Source organism: Pseudomonas sp. YQ_5, from assembly GCF_043103305.1.
GTDB lineage: Bacteria > Pseudomonadota > Gammaproteobacteria > Pseudomonadales > Pseudomonadaceae > Aquipseudomonas > Aquipseudomonas putida_Y.
Genome location: NZ_JBICJS010000044.1, coordinates 271,384 through 289,930 on the forward strand (window position 1 = coordinate 271,384; position 18,547 = coordinate 289,930).

Below are 18,547 nucleotides of genomic sequence, written 5' to 3' on the forward strand. Positions count from 1 at the left end.
AAATGATTCCTGTTGAATGTGTGGTGTTATTTTGCAGGCGAGAGAACCGCCCACAGGTGCTCGATCGCCTGCCGCCGTTCAGCTGCATCCGGCGCTTCGCACTGCTGCAAAAGCAGGTCGATGGCCGATTTCAGTTCGAAGCTGCCCAAGTCCTCTCCGTCGCGGTTGCGAATGGCGATGGTTCCTTCTGCCTGTTCCTTGGCACCGGCAATCAACAGGAACGGGATACGTTGCAGGGTTTGCGCGCGCACCTTGTAGCCGATCTTCTCATTGCGTGTATCGGCCTCGACACGCAAACCGGCACCGCGCAACAGCTTCGCCACGTCTTGTGCGTAACCCGCGTATTGCTGGGTGATCGAGGACACCACGACCTGCACCGGCGACAGCCAGCCCGGCAGCTTGCCGGCATGGTGTTCGAGCAGGATGCCGGTGAAGCGCTCCAGCGAGCCGAACAGTGCGCTGTGCAGCATCACCGGGCGCTGGCGCTGACCGTCCTCGTCGACATACTCCAGGCCAAAACGCGCCGGCAGGTTCATATCCACCTGCAGGGTGCCGCATTGCCAGTCCCGGCCAATGGCATCGCGCAGCACGAACTCAAGCTTCGGCCCATAGAACGCGCCTTCACCGGGGTTGACCTGACAGGCCAGTTGCATGTGGTTCAGTGCATTGATCAGCGAGCCTTCCAGCAGGTCCCATGTGGCATCGTCGCCCATGCGGTTGTTCGGCCGTGTGGACAGCTTGATACGCACATCCTCGAAGCCGAATTGGCGATAGATGTCGAGCACCATGGCCACCACCGACTGGCATTCCTGTTCCATTTGCTGTGGGGTGCAGAAGATGTGCGCGTCGTCCTGGGTGAAATGGCGCACCCGTAACAGCCCGTGCAGCGCCCCCGAGGGTTCGTAGCGGTGCACCTTGCCGAACTCGCTCATGCGGATTGGCAGGTCCCGGTAGCTCTTCAGGCCGTGCTTGTAAAGCAGCGACCCGCCGGGGCAGTTCATGGGCTTGAGCGCCAGTGCCCGGCCATCTTCGGTTTCGGTGGTGAACATGTTGTCGCGGTAGTTGTGCCAGTGGCCGGAGATTTCCCACAGGCTGCGGTCCATCACATCCGGCGTGTTGACCTCGATGTAGCCCGCGTCGTTCTGGCGACGCCGCATGTAGGCGATCAGCGCCTGGAACACAGCCCAGCCCCGTGGATGCCAGAACACCGCACCAGGCGCATCGTCTTCGAAGTGGAACAGGTCGAGCTCGCGGCCCAGCTTGCGATGATCGCGTTTTTCCGCCTCTTCGAGGCCGCGCAGGTGCTCCGCCAACTGCCTGGCATCGGCCCAGGCGGTGCCATAGATACGTTGCAGTTGTTCGTTTCGCGCATCACCGCGCCAGTAGGCGCCGGCCAGCTTGGTGAGCTTGAATGCCTTCAGCAGGCGCGTGTTCGGCACATGCGGACCGCGGCACATGTCGACGTATTCCTGATGGAAGTACAAGCCAAGGTGTGTGGCCTGCGGTAGGTCGTCGATCAAGCGCAGCTTGTAGCTTTCGTTGCGGGCACTGAACACGTCGATGGCGTCTGCGCGGCTGAGCATGCGCTTGATCACGTCGTACTCCTGGGCGATCAGTTCGCGCATGCGGCCCTCGAACGCCTCCAGGTCGGCCGGGGTGAACGGCCTTTCATAGGCGACATCGTAATAGAAGCCATCGCGAATCACTGGCCCGATGACCATCTGCGCGGTGGGGAACAGCTGTTTCAAGGCGTGCCCAAGCAGGTGGGCACAGGAGTGGCGGATGATCTCCAGGCCTTCCTCATCCTTGGGCGTGATGATCTGCAGGCTGACATCGTGGTCGATGACCTCGCAGGCATCGACCAGACGCCCGTCGAGCTTGCCGGCAACGGTGCTGCGGGCAAGGCCAGGGCCAATGGATCGTGCGACGTCCAGGACGGTGACAGGGCTGTCGAAGTGACGCTGCGACCCGTCGAGCAAGGTCACGGAAAGGGCGGGGGGTGGGGCGTTTTCTGGCATCTTTTCAGGCTCGGAGTTCAATAGTGTGGCCGCGGGTCGGTCAACCCAGCCCAGGCAGCTCGGTCTGCAGCATGGCGGAGTGGGCTTTGAGGTGCTCGAACAAGCCAGGGTTTGCCCAGGCCTGGGTGATGGCGGGCGAGAATTCGATGGCGTGCAGGTCGATCAGGCCCATTCGCGGGTTCTGCACGTCGGCCCGGAAACACTGGGCGTAGCCGGTCTCGGTTTCATGCACGATGACCGAGTGCAAGCGTACATCCGCCTCGCCATTGCGCATTTCGGCCTTCGACAGCGCCGCATCGACCAGGCGGAAGAACAGGCGCGAGAACTGCTCGGCGCTGGGCGAAACCGGAACCAGTACCCAGCGTTCCGAATGCCTACGGACCGACGCCAGGTAGTCGGGATCATCACCGGACCACAGTGCGACGCAATGGTCGAAGGCGTCGATCAGGTCCCTGATGTCGCCCTTGAGCAGGCCGAAATCGTAGACCATCTGTCCGTTGTCCAGCGCGTCGGCGTGCAGGATCAGCTCGACCTTGTAGGAGTGCCCATGGATGGAGTGGGAACAGCGTCGGGTGCTGCAGCCTCGCACGATGTGGGCGTTCTCGAATTTGAACAGTTTACGGATCAGCATGGGTCACCTGAGTTGTCGCGGCAGCTAGTCGCTTGCTGGAGGGGGCGTAGTCTTGGCCCTTGCGCGGTATCCTCGGCGGTGTAGCCAGCCTCTTCCAGTTCGCTGCGCAGTCTGTCGGCAGTGGCAAAGTCGCGGGCCTTGCGCGCGGTCTCGCGGGCCTCAAGCAAACGGAGTAGCGCGGCTTGTGGTGGCGGCTCTTCAATGTGTGGCTGCAGTGCTCGCAGTGCTGCCAGCGGTGTTTGCTGCAACAGGCCGAGTAGTGCGGCAGACTTGACCAGCCGGGCCTTGGCCTGGGCACGGGATGTCTCATCGCTGGCATTGTCGAGCGTCTGGCGCAGCACATGCAGGCGGGCCAAGGCATCGGCGACGCTCAGGTCGTCCCTGAGGGCGTCAAGCAATTGCCCGTCCGCTGCCACATCGTCGGCGCCGGGCACGTCGTCGCAGCGCGCCAGGCTGGTGTAGAAGCGGATGAGGGTCTGCACTGCGGCGTTCAGGCGCTTGGCGTTCCAGTCCATCGGGCGCCGGTAGTGGGTGGACAGCAACGCCAGTCGAATCGCTTCGCCAGGCGCCTGGCCCAGCAGGTCGCGCACCAGGCGCACGTTGCCCAGCGACTTGGACATCTTCTGCCCATCCACGGTGACGAAGCTGTTGTGCACCCAAGTGCGGCAGTACAACGTGCCGTGGGCGCAGGTGCCTTGGGCGATCTCGTTTTCGTGGTGAGGGAAGATCAGGTCCTGGCCGCCACCATGGATGTCGATGGTATGGCCCAGGTGCTGCCCGATCATCGCCGAGCACTCCACATGCCAGCCCGGTCGGCCGCTGCCCCAGGGGCTGCTCCAGCCGGGCTGGTCGGCCGTGGACGGTTTCCACAGCACGAAGTCCAGCGGATTGCGCTTGTAAGGCGCGACCTCCACGCGGGCACCCGCTAGCATGTCCTTGGTGTTACGGCCGGAGAGCTCGCCGTAGGCTGGGTAGGACGGCACGTGGAATAGCACATGGCCTTGCTCCACATAGGCATGGCCACGTTCGATGAGGGCCTCGATCAGGGCGATGATCTGCGGTATGTGCGCGGTGACGCGAGGCTCAAGGTCGGGGGAGGCCACCCCAAGTGCGGTCATGTCCGAGTGGTAAGCATCGATGAAGCGGTCAGTGATACTGGCGATGGGAACGCCTGCCGCAGCCGCCGCGGCATTGATCTTGTCGTCTACGTCGGTAAAGTTGCGGGCATACACCAGTTCTGCGTAGTCGTGGCGCAGCAGCCTGGCCAACAGGTCGAACACCACGGCCGGGCGCGCATTACCAATGTGCGCATAGTTGTAGACCGTGGGGCCGCAGACGTACATCGTCACCTGGTCGGGCCGTGAAGTGCGCAGCACTTCCTTGCGCCGGGTCAGCGTGTTGTGCAGGTAGATCGGCTCAGTCATGCGCAGCGGCCTGCGGGGCGGACCAGGCCGAAGCATCGTGCGGGTGTAGGCTTTCCAGGTGGCGAACGTGCACTTGGCTATCGCGGTAACCGTGCAGGCTTGCCTGAATACGCCGCGCAGCGTCTTCGACGAACATCAGGTTCTGCCCGTTGAGTGCTGCGAAAGCCTGTTCGTCAGCCCGTTTTACGGCGGTCTGAACCGGCGTGCGCAAGGCGCCTTCGACGTGGTCGATCAGGGCCAGCAACCCGAGATCCGGGGCATCGGCAGGTACCGTGACGCGCACTCGAGCTTCGCTGCGTTGGCTATGTGGTGTGGCCAGCGACGCGTTGCTGCGCAGCCACTGCGCGACGGCGCTGGCTTCGAGCAGTGGCTGGTCCTTGAAGGTTCGCAGGAAGCCGTCCTCAATCAACTGCCGGGAGAGAGCGGCCGAGCACGGGCAGGTCGAGGAGTAGCCGATCCTGGCCTCGATACTCAGGTTCAGCGCCCCGCCGACCTTCGTCGCGAGCACGTGAACCGGGTACGACTTCCAGCCAGAGAGGCCCTCGGTCACCAGTGCAGGGCGGCGAACCAGCAAGTCGAAATCCAGGCGCAACCTGGCATTGCGGCTTTCGCAATCCTGATGGCTGTCGATCATCTCCTGCAACAGCGCAAAGAGGCTTGCCGGCGACACCGCCGCAGCCTGCCCCCAGGCGTCCAGCAGGCGATACAGCCTGGACATGTGAATGCCTTTGACATGCGGTGCCGGCAGGTCGACCTGGACATCCGCCCGGGCGTGCAGCTCACGCTGGTAGGTCGGTTCTTGGATCCTTACCGGCAGGTCGATACCCTGCATGCCGACCCATTGCAGCGGGCTGAGGCTGGGGGCCAGGTCGGTGACGGAAACGTCGGGTAATGCTGAGCTCATCATGTATATCCAGTGGTGGGAGCCTTGCACGTGGCAGCAAGGCGTTTGAATCAGTTCCAGCCGGGGAAGGGGTTGGTCAGCTTCATCCAGCCTTCCGGTCCCTGGGCCATTTCCTCATCGGTCAGCAGGCAGGCATCGAAACGCGCCCGCAGCGCTGCCTCGTCCATTTCCATACCGATCAGCACCAGTTCCTGGCGGGCATCGCCAACGTCCTCGTGCCATTTCGACCTGATGTGCAGGACCGATTCGCTGTCGGTCGGCCAATGTTCCTCGGGAACGGCCGCCCACCAATAGCCTGCCGGGCCATGGCGCGCGACGGCCCCGGCCTGGGACCAGTTGCCGGCCATGGACGGCTCGCAGGCGAGCCAGAAGTAACCCTTGGAGCGCACCACCCCAGGCCATTCGCTTTCCACCAGCGCATGGAAGCGGTCAGGGTGGAAAGGTCGGCGGGCACGGTAGACGAAGCTGGCGATGCCATATTCTTCCGTTTCGGGTGTGTGGGTGCCGCGCATTTCCTGTAGCCAGCCAGGCGCTCGTGAGGCCTCGTCGAAGTCGAACAGGCCGGTGTCCAGCACGCGATCAAGCGCGACCTTGCCGAACTCGGCGATTTCGACTTTCGCCCTTGGATTGAGGGTATTGAGGATGGCCATCAGGCGATCGCGCTCTTCGCCACTGATCAGGTCGGTCTTGTTCAGTACGATGACGTCGCAGAACTCGATTTGCTCGATCAGCAGGTCGACCACGGTGCGCACGTCTTCCTCGCCCAGCGATTCACCGCGTGCCTGCAGGCTGTCGCGCGAGCTGTAGTCGCGCAGGAAATTGAAGGCATCGACCACGGTGACCATGGTGTCGAGGCGTGCCACTTCGCTGAGGCTGCGGCCATCCTCGCCTTCGAAGGTGAAGGTTTCCGCCACCGGCAGTGGCTCGGAGATGCCCGTCGATTCGATGACCAATTGGTCGAAGCGACCCTCTTTGGCTAGACGGTCCACTTCGAGCAGGAGGTCTTCGCGCAAGGTGCAGCAAATGCAGCCATTGCTCATCTCCACCAGCTTTTCGTCGGTGCGTGACAGCTCGGCGCCACCCTCGCGTATCAGCGCGGCATCGATGTTCACGTCGCTCATGTCGTTGACGATCACCGCGACTCGCCGGCCTTCGCGGTTGTTCAGAATATGGTTGAGCAGGGTAGTCTTGCCGGCTCCGAGGAAGCCGGAAAGTACAGTGACGGGCAGCCGCGCGGCTTCGTTGGTATGGGGGACAGGGGTGCTCATCGGGAGGCCTCATGATAAAGGGTGGTGCGCATGCGTGCGGCTCTGCTCAGTCCTCGCCTGCATCACGGCGAGTACAGGCGGCGCATTTACCGTGCAGCTCGATGACCGAGCTGCACAGCGAAAACACGTTCTGTTTCATCCAGTGCCCCAAGGCCTGGTTCAGGTGCGGTACGTTGAACTCATCGACATGGCCGCAGCTGTCGCAGATGGCGAACGCTCTGAAACCTGCTTCGCACTGGCTTGGGCAGGTGCAGCTGACATAAGCGTTCAAAGACTCCAGCCGATGAATCAACCCTTGCTCGGCCAGGTGGCCCAGCGCGCGGTAGATCTGCGTCGGCGCCCTGACACCTTCATTGCGCAGGCTGTCCAGAATGGCGTACGCACTGAGCGGCTTGTCGGCTTGCTGAAGCGCCGTCAGGACACGTTGCTGATTGCTGGTCAGTTGCATGCAGGTCTCCTTCCGTTGGCGGGCAGTCTTCATTTTTTCTGGATTTAGGATGTTATAAAGTAACAATAATAAAATGGCTAGCGAAATTGCCCGAGGCTTCGCTGGTTCGCTGGTTCGCTGGTTCGCTGGTTCGCAGGTCAATGGGAGTACATATGGATCGTCGCCGAGCGCTGAAATTACTGCTTGCATGCCTGGCATTGCCGCTGCCTCTTGCGGCGCAAGCCGGGCAGGCGATTAAACGGGTTTGGGTGAGCCGGTCGGGCAGCGTCACCAAGGTGTCGCTGGAGCTGACCGGGCCGGTGGCGGCGAAGCATTTCAGCCTCGCGGCACCACCGCGGTTGGTTCTTGATCTTCCTCAGGCCAGTCTGCAGGCGTCACTGAACGACCTTGCCCTGGACGGCACTGCTGTCACAGCCGTGCGCAGTGGCATCACCGCGTCCGGTGACTTGCGTATCGTGCTGGACCTGGCCGACTCGGCAGTACGCGGCGAAGTCCGCTTGCTCAACACCGGGAGGCATGGCCTGGAGTTGGTACTCACTGGGCCACCGGTGGGCGTTGCGCCGGAAGTTGCCAAGCCCTTGGCGCGACAGCGCGACCTGTTGATCGTGGTAGATGCCGGGCATGGCGGCAAAGATCCCGGTGCAGTCGGGGCCAAGGGCGAGCAGGAAAAGCGCGTTGCGTTACAGATCGCCAAGTTGCTGGCCAAGCGCATCAATGCACAGAAAGGCTACAAGGCACGCTTGGTACGCAGTGACGATGTCTTCATTCCGCTGCGCAAGCGCGCCGAACTCGGTCAGCGGCTGAACGCGGACTTGTTCGTTTCGGTGCATGCCGATGCTGCACCGCGACTCACGGCGTCGGGGGCATCGGTGTTCGCCTTGTCGCACGGGGGCGCGACGTCGTCGATGGCGCGCTGGATGGCGCAGCGGGAAAATGATGCAGACAGGGGCGGCGGGGGATTGCCGATCAAGCTGCGTGAGCGCGACCCCATGGTCGCCGGCGTGCTGCTGGACATGTCGATGAACTCGACGATCGCCACCAGCCTGGATCTCGGGCATCAGGTGCTCTCGCAGCTTGGGGAGGTCTCGGGCCTGCATCAAGCGCGGGTGGAACAGGCAGGTTTCGCCGTGCTCAAGTCGGCGGCAGTACCCTCGATCCTGGTCGAGACCGGTTTCATTTCCAATGCCGGAGATTGCCGGCGGTTGCATGATGCCCGTCATCAGCGCAAGGTCGCGGAGGCGATATTCGCCGGGCTGGACAGCTACTTCCGCCAGAAACCACCGGCTGGCAGCCTGATCGCGGCCAGGGAGCAGGCGTGATCCACGCTGCGTGTCCTTCAATGGCTCAGGCATCATTGTGCGCGGGATCGCTCCCGGTAGCGCCGTGGGGTGAGCTTGAGGTTGCGCTGGAACACCCGGCGCATCTGCTCTTCCGAGCCGAAACCGCATTGGTCGGCAATGCGCTTGAGTGCAGTGTCCTCGTCCACCAGTAACCGCCTTGCCTTCTCCATCCGTGCGCGCTCAATGAATGCCAAGGGTGAGCAGCCCGATTCCTTGTGGAACAACCGGCGCAAGTTCCGACTGCTCATGTTCGCGCGTTCGGCGAGCACCTCCAGGCTCAGCGGGCGATCAAGATTTTGCAGGATCCATAAGCGTAGGCGCCTGACCGCGGAGTGCGGGGTCATCTGGCTGTCCAGGTGCTGGCTGAACTGCGACTGGCCACCCGGGCGCTTCAGGAACACCACCAGCTCGCGGGCAATCTGCAGGGCTATTTCCTGGCCGAGGTCTTGTTCGACCAAGGCCAGGCTCAGGTCGATGGCAGCTGAAACGCCAGCACACGTCCATATGCGCCCTTGCTCGATGAAGATGGCATCGGCATTGACATTGACCGCGGGGTAATCATTGGCCAGCTTACTGGCGACGCTCCAGTGGGTGGTGACATTCAGGCCGTCTATGACCCCCGCTTGGGCAAGGAAAAATGCCCCCGAGCAAACACCTACCAGCCGATCGATGCGAGATGCGGCTTGCCTGCACCAGTCGACGATCAGCCGCTGCTCGGCGATCGCCGCGCCAATGTCACGCGCGCCGACAATCAACGCGGTATGAGGACGTGGACTCGTACGGAGGTCGTCGGCTTCCAGGGAGATCAAGGTGTCCGAACCTACCAAGCCGGGTTGTGGTGCCACCAGATGCAGGCTGTAGGTCGGAGGCAACCCTTCGGCCGTCTGACGTTTGTTGGCGTAGTCGAAAACGGTGAGGGCACCTACAGCCTCGATTGATTTGAAACCGGGGTAGATGACTATGTGCACCCTGCGTTCAGAAGTGGCTTCGTCAAACATTCGCAATCGAACTCCTTGGGCGCTTGCGGACAGATTTCGTACGGATCAGGCCACTTTCGGCCGCGTGGTCTGGCGCACGGAATCGCGCAGGTTAATGTTCTTGAGCGTTATAACATTACATGGAGAGACACATGAAAACACGCGCAGCTATCGCCTGGGGGCCCAATCAACCTCTTGAGTTCGAAGAGATCGACTTGCAGGGGCCGAAAGAGGGCGAGGTGCTGGTTCGCATCGTCACCACGAGCCTTTGCCACACCGATGTATTCACCCTGTCCGGTCGGGACCCGGAAGGGAAGTTCCCGTGCATTCTGGGGCATGAAGGCGTCGGTATCGTCGAGGACGTGGGGCGGGGTGTCACCACTGTCAAGCCGGGCGATCACGTGATCCCGCTGTATACGCCGGAGGATCCGAACTGCCCGTTCATCAAGTCCGGCAAGACCAACCTTTGCCAGACCATCCGCAAAACCCAGGGGGAAGGGCTGATGCCCGATGGCACCAGCCGTTTCTCCTACAAAGGCCGCACGATCTTTCATTACATGGGCACTTCCACATTCAGCGAATACACGGTCCTGCCGGAAATCGCCGTGGCCAAGATCGACCCTGCGGCACCACTGGCCAAGGCCTCGATCATGGGCTGTGCGATTCCTACCGGGATCGGTGCGGTGCGCAATACCGCCAAGGTGCGGCCCGGTGACACAGTCGCGGTATTCGGGCTGGGCGCCGTCGGCATGGCGGTCATTCAGGGCGCGGTATTACAGGGGGCGGGGCGGATCATCGGGATCGATGTCAACCCTAACAAATTTCCGTTGGCCCTCTCGCTGGGAGCGACCGAATGCGTTAACCCGAGGGATTTTCGCGAGCCGCTGCAGAACGTGATCATCGACATGACCAACGGCGGTGTGGACTTTTCGTTCGAATGTGTCGGTAATGTGGAGTTGATGCGTGCAGCCCTTGAGTGCTGCCACAAAGGGTGGGGTGAAAGCATCATCATCGGCGTGGCAGGGGCCGGGGAGGAGATTGCCACGCGCCCCTTCCAGCTGGTTACCGGACGCGTCTGGAAAGGCAGCGCGTTCGGCGGGGTGCTGGGGCGTTCCGAGCTGCCGGGGATGGTGGACGAGTGGCTGCGCGGGGAAATCAACGTCGACCCCTACATCACTCATAACATGGATCACGAATCGTTGAATCATGCGTTCGATCTACTCAAGCGCGGCGAAGCGATTCGCTCAGTCATTCATTATCGGGAGCGCGAGACTCTCAGTCATGATTTGCCTGGCGTGATTCTTGACCGTGCCGGGCGCGTGATTGCCAAGCCAGGACCCGAGCGCTCGGCGCCCAACCTTTTGACATGAAACTCTGAAAGGGCGGACGCATTCACACCATCGATGTGAATGCGTCCGCCAAGGCCGTTCAACCCCGTTTCAGCTGCGTGGCGGCCTCCAGAGCGAAGTAAGTCAGGATGCCGTTGCACCCCGCACGTTTGAACGCCATCAACGCCTCCAGGATGACCGTGTCCGGATCCAGCCAGCCCTGATTGATCGCTGCCTTGAGCATCGAGTATTCACCGCTGACCTGGTAGGCGAATGTCGGCACGGCAAAGGTCGCCTTGACCCTTTGAATGATGTCCAGATAGGGCATGCCGGGCTTGACCATCACCATGTCGGCGCCTTCTTGCAGGTCCAGCGCTACTTCGCGCAGGGCTTCGTCGCTGTTGGCCGGGTCCATCTGGTACGTGCGCTTGTCGCCTTTGAGCGCGGCCGCCGAACCCAGCGCGTCGCGGAACGGGCCGTAGAAGCCGGACGCGTACTTGGCGGCGTAGGACATCAGACGCACATCGCTGAACCCGGCCAGGTCCAGCGCGGACCTGAGCGCGCCGATGCGCCCGTCCATCATGTCCGAAGGTGCCAAGGTGTCGATGCCGGCCTGGGCCTGGACCACGGCTTGGGCTGCCAGTACCTGCAAGGTCTCGTCATTGGCCACGCGGCCTTGGCGCAGCACGCCGTCGTGGCCATGGTCGGTGTAGGGGTCCAGTGCGACGTCGCCGATCAAGCCAAGGTTGGGGAACGTGGCCTTGAGCAACCTGGCGGCGCGGCAGATCAGGTTGTCCGCGTCGAGGGCGTGGGTGCCCTCACTGTCTTTGCGCTGCACTGGAGTGGCGGGAAACAGGGCAATGGCCGGAATGCCCAGTTCGACCGCTCGGCCTACGTGATCCGGCAGTTCGGCCAGGCTGACGCGTACCTGACCCGGCATGGCGGTGATCGCCTCGCGTGTACCTGAGCCTTCCTTGAGAAAAACCGGCCAGATCAGGTCATCGCGAGACAGGCTGTTTTCAGCGACCAGACGCCGCGTCCATTCGTCAGCGCGATTACGGCGCAAACGCGTGGCCGGGAACGCGCCCGTTGAGCTCGCGAAGTGGGTCATACCTCTCATGCCTCGATGGAGGAATGGTGGCCAGTGATCAACCACTGCTGGTCGATCCGCTCGAAGGTGAACAGGAAGCGCGCTGGCACTACCCGCTGCTCGCCGTCGTCACGAAAGACGAAGGTGTACTGGCCTCCAACGACCACGGTGCCAAGCTTGCGGCTGACGCGCTTCTTGAACAACTGGATGTCACAGACCAGCCCGTCGTTAGCGAGGAAATTCTCGAAATAGTTGCGACGGCTGTCGTCGCAGTCACGCACTTGGTTGGACAGGGTCGGAACCAGGATCGCATCAGGTGCGTACAACGCCAGCACCTGATCCACATCACGTGTGGCCACGGTCGCGGCCCAACGGTAGAGCGCTGCTTTGGCACCTGCCAGGCATGCCAGTTCGGTGTCGGCGTAGGTTTCGGTGGAAGGGGCGGGGCGTGTTTCAGTCATGGCGTTGTACCTGCGCAAGTCGAAAAGATGAACAGTAGGGGCGTAATCTGCTAAGTTAAAAGTGTTATAACATAACATTTAAGGCAGGTTGCAAATCATGTTCCTTACCCTTGAGCAGGCAGCAGCGGATAGCCGCTTTGCCTTGACCGATGTGCTTCGCCACATACCCTGGAGCCCCCAGGGGCTGATCCCCGCCATCACTCAGCAGCATGACAGCGGCGAGGTGCTGATGCTGGCCTGGATGAATGAAGAGGCGTTGCTGGAAACCCTCGAGACACGGCGGGCCTGCTACTGGTCGCGTAGCCGTGCGCGTTTGTGGCGCAAAGGCGAAACCTCGGGGCATGTTCAGCATGTCCATGACGTACGGCTGGACTGCGATGGCGACGCGCTGTTGGTGTTGGTAGATCAGCAGGGGGCCGCCTGTCACACAGGGCGTCGCAGCTGTTTCTACAACGCGATCCAGGGTGATCACGTGGTGGTGACGGGCAACCCCGCCGAGGTGGGCGCATGAGTCAAGTCATCATTCGCAACGCCCGCCTGGTCAATGAAGGTGCCATACAGGAGGCCGATGTACTGGTCGCCCATGGCCGTATCGAGAAAATCGGCCGCAGCATCGCGGGCGTCAATGCGCCGCTCGAAATCGACGCCCGGGGCCAATGGTTGCTCCCCGGCATGATCGACGACCAGGTTCATTTTCGTGAGCCTGGCGCTGCGCACAAGGGCACCATGGCCAGTGAGTCGCGCGCAGCAGTGGCGGGTGGTATCACCAGCTTCATGGACATGCCCAACACCAACCCGGCCACGCTGGATCTTGCCGCCCTGCACGACAAGAAAGCCCGCGCCGCCGCCACCTCGGTTGCCAACTACGGTTTTCATTTCGGCGTGAGCAAGGAAAATCTCGATACCGTGGCGGCCCTCGACCCACGTGAAGTGGCGGGGGTTAAGGTGTTCATGGGCGCCTCCACCGGCGACATGCTGGTGGACGACCCCAGGGTGCTGGAGCGGCTGTTCGCCAGCGTGCCGACCATCCTCCTGGCGCACTGCGAGCACACCCCGTCGATCCTGGCCAACGAAGCGCGCATACGTGAGCGCTACGGCGATTTCATTCCGCCGGCCATGCACCCGATCATTCGGGATGCCGATGCCTGCCTGCGCTCTTCGAGCCTGGCGGTACAGCTTGCCAAGCAGTTCGGCACACGGTTGCATGTGCTGCACTTGACCACCGCCCAAGAGCTGAAGTTGTTCCAGCCTGGGCCTTTGCAGGGCAAGCAGATCACGGCCGAAGTGTGCGCTCACCATCTGCTGTTCGATGACCGTGACTATGCCCGCTTGGGCCACCTGATCAAATGCAACCCTGCCATCAAAACCCGGGAAGACCGGGACGCGCTGCGTCAGGCTCTGCTGTGCGACCGCATCGACGTCATCGGTACCGATCACGCACCCCACACCTTGGCGGAAAAACAACGCCCTTATGCCTCGGCGCCATCAGGTTTGCCGTTGGTACAGCATGCACTTCCGGCGCTCTTCGAGCTGGTGGAGGAGGGCGTGCTGACAGTTGCCCAACTGGTGCGCAAGACCAGCCACGCCGTCGCGGATCTGTTCGCCATTTCGGAACGCGGTTACCTGCGTGAGGGCTACTGGGCGGACATGACGCTGATCGAGCGTCTGCCCGAGCCCCGCGCTGTCAGCCTCGACCCGGTTTTGGCGCACTGTCAGTGGACGCCGTTCGTGCACCATCGTTTTCATCACCGAGTGGCCACGACACTGGTCTCCGGGCAACTGGCCTGGCATGAAGGCCGGCTGGTCGAGGGCTGCCAAGGCTTGCCGCTGGCGTTCAACGCACGACGCGGTTGACCGCCATTTCCTTTCATTGACCTGAGCGCACCTGCAATGACCGAACAAGAGCTACTATCCCAACCGGAAGACGCCTACATGGACGCTGCCCAGCAAAGGTTCTTCCGTGAGCTGCTGCTTGCCCAGCGCAATGAGCTTCAGCAACGCATAGCTGAAGAATTCGAAGCGATCCGCGACTTCGAGCCCACCAGTGATCCCTCCGATATCGGTACGGCGGAGGAGCATCGTCAATGGCAATTGAGGCTGCTGGAGCGGGAGAAAAAACTGCTGGACAAGATCGACGAGGCCCTGGAACGCGTTGCCCGTGGCGAGTATGGCTGGTGCAAGGAAACTGGTGAACCGATTGGTCTCAAGCGGTTGCTGCTCAGGCCAACCGCCACCCTGTGCGTGGAGGCCAAAGAACGCCAGGAACGCAATGAGCGGCACATGCGTGACGATTGAGGGTGTCATTCACCATCATAGGCTTTATCAGCACGTAGCCACGGTAGATGCCTCCGGTATGCTCGCGTTCGAGGTAACCGTTGTTTTGCCCATTCGCCCTGGGGCCTGCGTATCACGCTGAACACAAGTTTTTATCCCGATGCCTAATGGGAGGGGGCGCCCTGTCCCAGGAGCGACTCAATAGCTCAGCCGTTATCAGCCGCGCCGGTCCTGGTGCTGGACGAACAGATTTTTTACATCTGTTGTTATAACGTTACCGAATATGTCGCAAATGGACGATAACGCCTTCGGGAGCCGATTCGCGACGCCTGGTATTGCTGGAGTCTTATGATGGTCGATCTAGAAACCGAGGCCACCGACCTCGATGGGCTTCCCCGTTTTCAGCGCTCAAAAGTTCACACGCGCAGGCTAGTGCTTTTGACGTACGTGGCGCTAGCAATCGCCACGCTGCTATTGACACTGCAAGGATTGGTCGGGGTGTTCAGCCCTGACTCCTACTGGTTCGTCCTCTTGGCGGTCAATGGCTCGGCGCTGTTCCTGCTGGCGGCGACAGCGCAGTCGGCTTGGCGGGTGGCCAGTTGGCGTACGACCGCGCTGGGGCAGGTCCCCACTCCGCTGGTGTTCTGGCGGGGTGACGCAAAGGAATCAGTCGAGTCCGCAGCGCTCAGCCGTTTTGAACGCTGGTGCTGGCAGGTCGGCGAAACATGCCGGCGGCAACTTCACAAGCTGGGCGCTGAGACGCCCTGGCTTGTTGGCTTGGCAGTGCTGGCGCTGCTGTTGGTCAAAGGCGCTTGGCGCTTTGACTTGCCTGTACCGCTGCCTGCCGGCCAGGTGACCTGGGTTGCCATCGGAATACTGGCTGTGTTCGCGTTCTGCCTGGTAGTGGTGGAGCGCCACTTGATGGCGGAAAGCGAAGCGACATGGCCTGAGGCCAGGGCGCTTGCGGCTGTGTTGCGCCTGGTCATCGCAGTGCACGTGTTGTCCATTGGCTGCCTGGTGTGCGTAAACGGCGCACGACTGTGGCCGGCACGATTGGCAGTATTGATCGGTGTGCTACCTGGGTTGGCAGCGCTCGAGCTGCTCGTGCGAGCAGTTTTGGCGATATTCCGCCCCCCACGACCTCGCGAGGAGCCTGCGCTCGTGGCTCGTAGCCTGATCGGCGACCTGCTGCAATGGCCACCCCGGCCGATGACAATGCTGCAGAACGAATTGCACCAGCGTCTAGGCATCGACTTGCGCCAGGTATGGGCCTTCGCCTTCATGCGTCGGGCGTTCCTCCCGGTGGCGGCATCGGTGGCGCTGGTCGGTTGGTTGCTGACTGGCATCGTCGAAGTGCCCATGAACAATCGCGGCGTATACGAGCGCTTTGGCAAGCCCGTCGCTGTATATCAACCGGGCTTGCACATCGGGCTGCCTTGGCCTTTTGGCAAGGTGCTGAGTGTAGACAACAGCATCGTCCATGAGTTGGCTACCTCTGGTGCAGATGACGCGGCAGATCCACTGACCGCTGCCGAAAGCGCGGCCCCGGCAACGGCTAATCGGCTCTGGGATGCGACTCACCTAAGCGAGAATTCGCAGGTGATAGCCGGTGCCGACGGTGGGCGACAGGGCTTCCAGATCGTAAACATGGACGTGCGATTCATCTACCGTATCGGCATGAGTGACGCGGCAGCGCTAGCGGCCACCTACCAGAGCACTGATATTGCACAGCTGCTGCGCAGCGTTGCCAACCGCGTGCTGGTCCACGATTTCGCTGGACGATCGCTGGACGGCTTGTTAGGCACCGAGCGTGAAACACTGGGTCGCGACATCGGGCGTGCGGTGCAGGCAGACCTGGACCGCATGAACAGTGGCGTAGAGCTGTTGGCAACGTCGGTGGAGGCGATTCATCCGCCGGCGGGCGCGGCCAATGCCTACCATGCCGTGCAGGCGGCGCAAATCACCGCACAGGCGCTCGTTGCGCGCGACCGCGGGCAGGCCGCACAGAAGCTCAACCAGGCGCGTCTCAACGCCACCTCGCTGGCCCACAAGGCCACCGCTGACGCCCATGAAGTGCAGACCAAGGCGAGTACCGCCGCGCTGCGATTCGAAGCCGAACGCACTGCCTGGCAGCATGCTGGCCAGGCTTTCATCCTCGAACAGTATCTGGAGCGCTTGTCCCAAGGCATGGATGGGGCGAGCAGCCTGATCATCGACCACCGCCTGGCGGCACACCAGGCACCGACGCTGGACCTGCGCAGCTATGCAGTGCCCGTCGATCCCTTGCAGCCAAAACCCGCATCTGCACGCCCCCAGGAGCGTAAAAATTGAGCGCCCATACTACACACGACCATCACCACAGCCACGATCATGATGATGGCCATGACCATCATCATGATGACAGTCACGCGCATGCCCGTCCGGCCTGGCTACGCATTGGCATGGCGCTGCTGCTGGTCTTGGTGATGGGCGCGACGGCGTGTTTCGTGCAGGTTCGAGTCGGTGAGGCAACCGTGATCACGCGCTTCGGCAACCCGTCGCGAGTGCTGACCGAGCCTGGGTTGGCGTGGCGTTGGCCGGTGCCCTTCGAGGCAGCAGTCCCGGTCGACCTGCGCCTGCGCACAACCTCCAGTGGTCTGCAGGATGTGGGTACGCGCGATGGTTTGCGCATCATCGTGCAGGCCTATATTGCATGGCAGGTGGCGCCAGACCCACAGAGCATCCAGTTGTTCATGCGGGCGGTGCAGAATCAACCAGACGAGGCTGCGCGGCAGATCCGCACCCTGGTCGGCTCGGCGCTCGAAACCACCGCCAGTGGTTTCGAGCTGGCGGACTTGGTCAACGTCGATGCCAGCAGGGTGCGCATCGATGCATTCGAACAGCGCCTGCGTGAGCAGATCGAGCAACAACTGATCAACACCTATGGGGTGCAGGTGGTGCAAGTGGGCATGGAGCGCCTGACCTTGCCCAAGGTCACCCTCGACGCCACCGTTGACCGAATGCGTGCCGAACGCGAGACCATTGCCACCGAGCGCACTGCCGAAGGGAAGCGCAAGGCTGCCGAGATCCAGTCGGCCGCCGAGCGCGATGCCCGAATCCTGGAAGCCGACGCCACCGTCAAGGCTGCCCAGATCCAGGCCCAGTCCCAGGTGCAGGCGGCGGAAATCTATGGCAAGGCGTACGCCGGGGCACCGGAGCTCTACACCTTGCTGCGCTCGCTGGATACCCTTGGATCGGTCATCAACCCGAGTACTCGATTGGTATTGCGAACCGATGCCGCGCCGTTCCGCGCCCTGGTGGAAGTGCCTACGCTACCTGCTGGAGCCAACCATGACCATCAGTGAGCATCTGACGTCCCGGTTGCCGGATGGCCCTTGGCTGCAGACAGGACGCATCGGCTTTCTGGCGTTGTACGTCGTGACGCTGATGGCGGCAGTGGGCTGGCTGTTCGAAAATGTCCGCCAGGTGGGGCCTGAGAGCCGCGCGGTGGTGCTGCGCCTGGGGGCCGAAGACCGCATTCAGAATGCTGGCTTGCTGCTCGCTTGGCCGCAACCTTTCGAGCAAGTCGTGATACTGCCCTCGGCAGGACGGATTACTGAACGTCGGGTTGAAGTGCTGCTGCGCTCAGAGCTTGCGCGAAAATCGGACAAGGACGGCACGCTGGCCAGCGATGCCACCGCTGGCTCTGGCTATTTGTTGACGGGCGACGCTGGAGCCGTACAACTGGATGTCCGGGTGTTTTATACCGTCACCGGCCCCTACGCCTTCGCTCGTCAGGGGCAACACGTCGAACCCGCCCTGGACCGCCTGGTAGAGCGAAACGCGGTGCAGATCTGCGCCTCGCGTGACATGGATGCCATCCTGGTCGCGCGTCCTGAGCTGGTCGGCGGGGACGCCCGGTTGGCTGAGCTCCGTGCGCAATTGCGCGGCGACCTTCAGCAAGGCATCAACAATAGCCTTGCACATCTGCGAGCGGCTGGAGCGGACCTTGGGATCAAGGTGGTACGAGTCGACATTCAGTCTTCTCTGCCTTGGTCAGCCGTCGGCGCATTCAACGCAGTGCTCACCGCGAGTCAGCAGGCCGAGCAGGCTGTGGCAAAAGCCCGTAACGATGCTGCTCGCCAACTGCAACAGGCCACCCAAGCTGCAGACCGCACAGTACAAGTGGCACAAGCTGAAGCGCGCGAGCGGCTATCCCAGGCCCAGGCCGGGACCGCCACCATCGTTGGTCTGACGCATCAGCAGGATCCACAGCTATTGCAGCGCCTTTACCGTGAGCGGGTACCGGCGATCCTCGCCCGCGCAGGGTCGGTCACCACCGTCGACAACGATGACGCCGGACACATGATTCTGCAGGGGCCCAAGCCATGAAAGCAGTGCCTTT

At 62.2% G+C, this 18,547-nt stretch carries 17 protein-coding genes; 8 read left to right on the plus strand and 9 right to left on the minus strand.

Annotated features, from left to right (window positions below; translation table 11 throughout):
- Nucleotides 1-26 precede the first annotated feature (26 nt).
- The 6 genes from thrS to ACF8EA_RS09470 are packed head-to-tail and all read right to left on the minus strand — an operon-like array spanning nt 27 to nt 6,693.
- Nucleotides 27-2,018 (minus strand): threonine--tRNA ligase, encoded by a 1,992-nt coding sequence (thrS, locus tag ACF8EA_RS09445; RefSeq protein WP_392521728.1) that lies wholly within the window; start codon nt 2,016-2,018, stop codon nt 27-29.
- Between the two features lie 40 nt (nt 2,019-2,058).
- Nucleotides 2,059-2,649 carry a 6-pyruvoyl tetrahydropterin synthase family protein gene (locus ACF8EA_RS09450; protein ID WP_392521730.1) on the minus strand — a complete coding sequence of 197 codons (591 nt, stop codon included), beginning with the start codon at nt 2,647-2,649 and terminating at the stop codon, nt 2,059-2,061.
- Nucleotides 2,643-4,073 (minus strand): cysteine--tRNA ligase, encoded by a 1,431-nt coding sequence (gene cysS / locus ACF8EA_RS09455; protein ID WP_392521732.1) that lies wholly within the window; start codon nt 4,071-4,073, stop codon nt 2,643-2,645. Before cysS ends, ACF8EA_RS09450 begins: the two co-directional genes overlap by 7 nt.
- The gene (gene folE2, locus ACF8EA_RS09460; RefSeq protein WP_392521734.1) at nt 4,066-4,977 is read right to left on the minus strand and encodes a GTP cyclohydrolase FolE2; all 912 of its coding nucleotides are present in this window, start codon (nt 4,975-4,977) and stop codon (nt 4,066-4,068) included. The genes cysS and folE2 overlap by 8 nt, the downstream gene beginning before the upstream one ends.
- A 50-nt stretch (nt 4,978-5,027) precedes the next feature.
- Nucleotides 5,028-6,245, minus strand: a complete 1,218-nt coding sequence (gene zigA, locus ACF8EA_RS09465; protein WP_209965734.1) for a zinc metallochaperone GTPase ZigA — start codon at nt 6,243-6,245, stop codon at nt 5,028-5,030.
- Nucleotides 6,246-6,291: 46 nt separating this feature from the next.
- Nucleotides 6,292-6,693, minus strand: coding sequence for a Fur family transcriptional regulator (locus ACF8EA_RS09470; protein ID WP_020190656.1), 402 nt, complete (start codon nt 6,691-6,693; stop codon nt 6,292-6,294).
- Nucleotides 6,694-6,845: 152 nt separating this feature from the next.
- Here ACF8EA_RS09470 and ACF8EA_RS09475 point away from each other — a divergent pair, with 152 nt between their 5' ends.
- Complete coding sequence (locus ACF8EA_RS09475) at nt 6,846-8,012, plus strand: N-acetylmuramoyl-L-alanine amidase (RefSeq protein WP_392521736.1); 1,167 nt, start codon at nt 6,846-6,848, stop codon at nt 8,010-8,012.
- 32 nt (nt 8,013-8,044) lie between these two features.
- Here ACF8EA_RS09475 and ACF8EA_RS09480 read toward each other — a convergent pair whose 3' ends face one another.
- Complete coding sequence (locus tag ACF8EA_RS09480) at nt 8,045-9,031, minus strand: GlxA family transcriptional regulator (protein WP_392521738.1); 987 nt, start codon at nt 9,029-9,031, stop codon at nt 8,045-8,047.
- Between the two features lie 131 nt (nt 9,032-9,162).
- On the opposite strand from ACF8EA_RS09480, the gene ACF8EA_RS09485 reads away from it, so the two are divergent.
- Complete coding sequence (locus tag ACF8EA_RS09485) at nt 9,163-10,380, plus strand: S-(hydroxymethyl)glutathione dehydrogenase/class III alcohol dehydrogenase (RefSeq protein ID WP_392521740.1); 1,218 nt, start codon at nt 9,163-9,165, stop codon at nt 10,378-10,380.
- Between the two features lie 58 nt (nt 10,381-10,438).
- On the opposite strand, the gene hemB is transcribed toward ACF8EA_RS09485, so the two are convergent.
- Nucleotides 10,439-11,449, minus strand: coding sequence for a porphobilinogen synthase (gene hemB, locus ACF8EA_RS09490; protein WP_392521742.1), 1,011 nt, complete (start codon nt 11,447-11,449; stop codon nt 10,439-10,441).
- A gap of 5 nt (nt 11,450-11,454) precedes the next feature.
- Entirely contained in the window at nt 11,455-11,889 is a 435-nt protein-coding gene (locus ACF8EA_RS09495) for a DUF4440 domain-containing protein (RefSeq protein ID WP_392521744.1), read from the minus strand.
- A 97-nt stretch (nt 11,890-11,986) separates the two neighbouring features.
- Here ACF8EA_RS09495 and hisI point away from each other — a divergent pair, with 97 nt between their 5' ends.
- From hisI to hflK (ACF8EA_RS09525), 6 genes are all read left to right on the plus strand, one after another.
- Complete coding sequence (gene hisI / locus ACF8EA_RS09500; RefSeq protein ID WP_392521746.1) at nt 11,987-12,400, plus strand: phosphoribosyl-AMP cyclohydrolase; 414 nt, start codon at nt 11,987-11,989, stop codon at nt 12,398-12,400.
- Nucleotides 12,397-13,743 (plus strand): dihydroorotase, encoded by a 1,347-nt coding sequence (locus ACF8EA_RS09505; RefSeq protein ID WP_392521748.1) that lies wholly within the window; start codon nt 12,397-12,399, stop codon nt 13,741-13,743. The genes hisI and ACF8EA_RS09505 overlap by 4 nt, the downstream gene beginning before the upstream one ends.
- Before the next feature lie 36 nt (nt 13,744-13,779).
- Nucleotides 13,780-14,184: an RNA polymerase-binding protein DksA gene (gene dksA, locus ACF8EA_RS09510; RefSeq protein WP_064493495.1), complete on the plus strand. Its 405-nt coding sequence runs from the start codon at nt 13,780-13,782 to the stop codon at nt 14,182-14,184.
- Between the two features lie 327 nt (nt 14,185-14,511).
- The gene (gene hflK / locus ACF8EA_RS09515; protein ID WP_392521750.1) at nt 14,512-16,494 is read left to right on the plus strand and encodes a protease modulator HflK; all 1,983 of its coding nucleotides are present in this window, start codon (nt 14,512-14,514) and stop codon (nt 16,492-16,494) included.
- Nucleotides 16,491-17,507, plus strand: a complete 1,017-nt coding sequence (gene hflC / locus ACF8EA_RS09520; protein ID WP_129932976.1) for a protease modulator HflC — start codon at nt 16,491-16,493, stop codon at nt 17,505-17,507. The genes hflK (ACF8EA_RS09515) and hflC overlap by 4 nt, the downstream gene beginning before the upstream one ends.
- On the plus strand, nt 17,494-18,534 hold the full coding sequence (gene hflK / locus ACF8EA_RS09525; protein ID WP_392521753.1) for a protease modulator HflK: 1,041 nt from the start codon (nt 17,494-17,496) through the stop codon (nt 18,532-18,534). The genes hflC and hflK (ACF8EA_RS09525) overlap by 14 nt, the downstream gene beginning before the upstream one ends.
- The last annotated feature ends 13 nt before the right edge of the window (nt 18,535-18,547 follow it).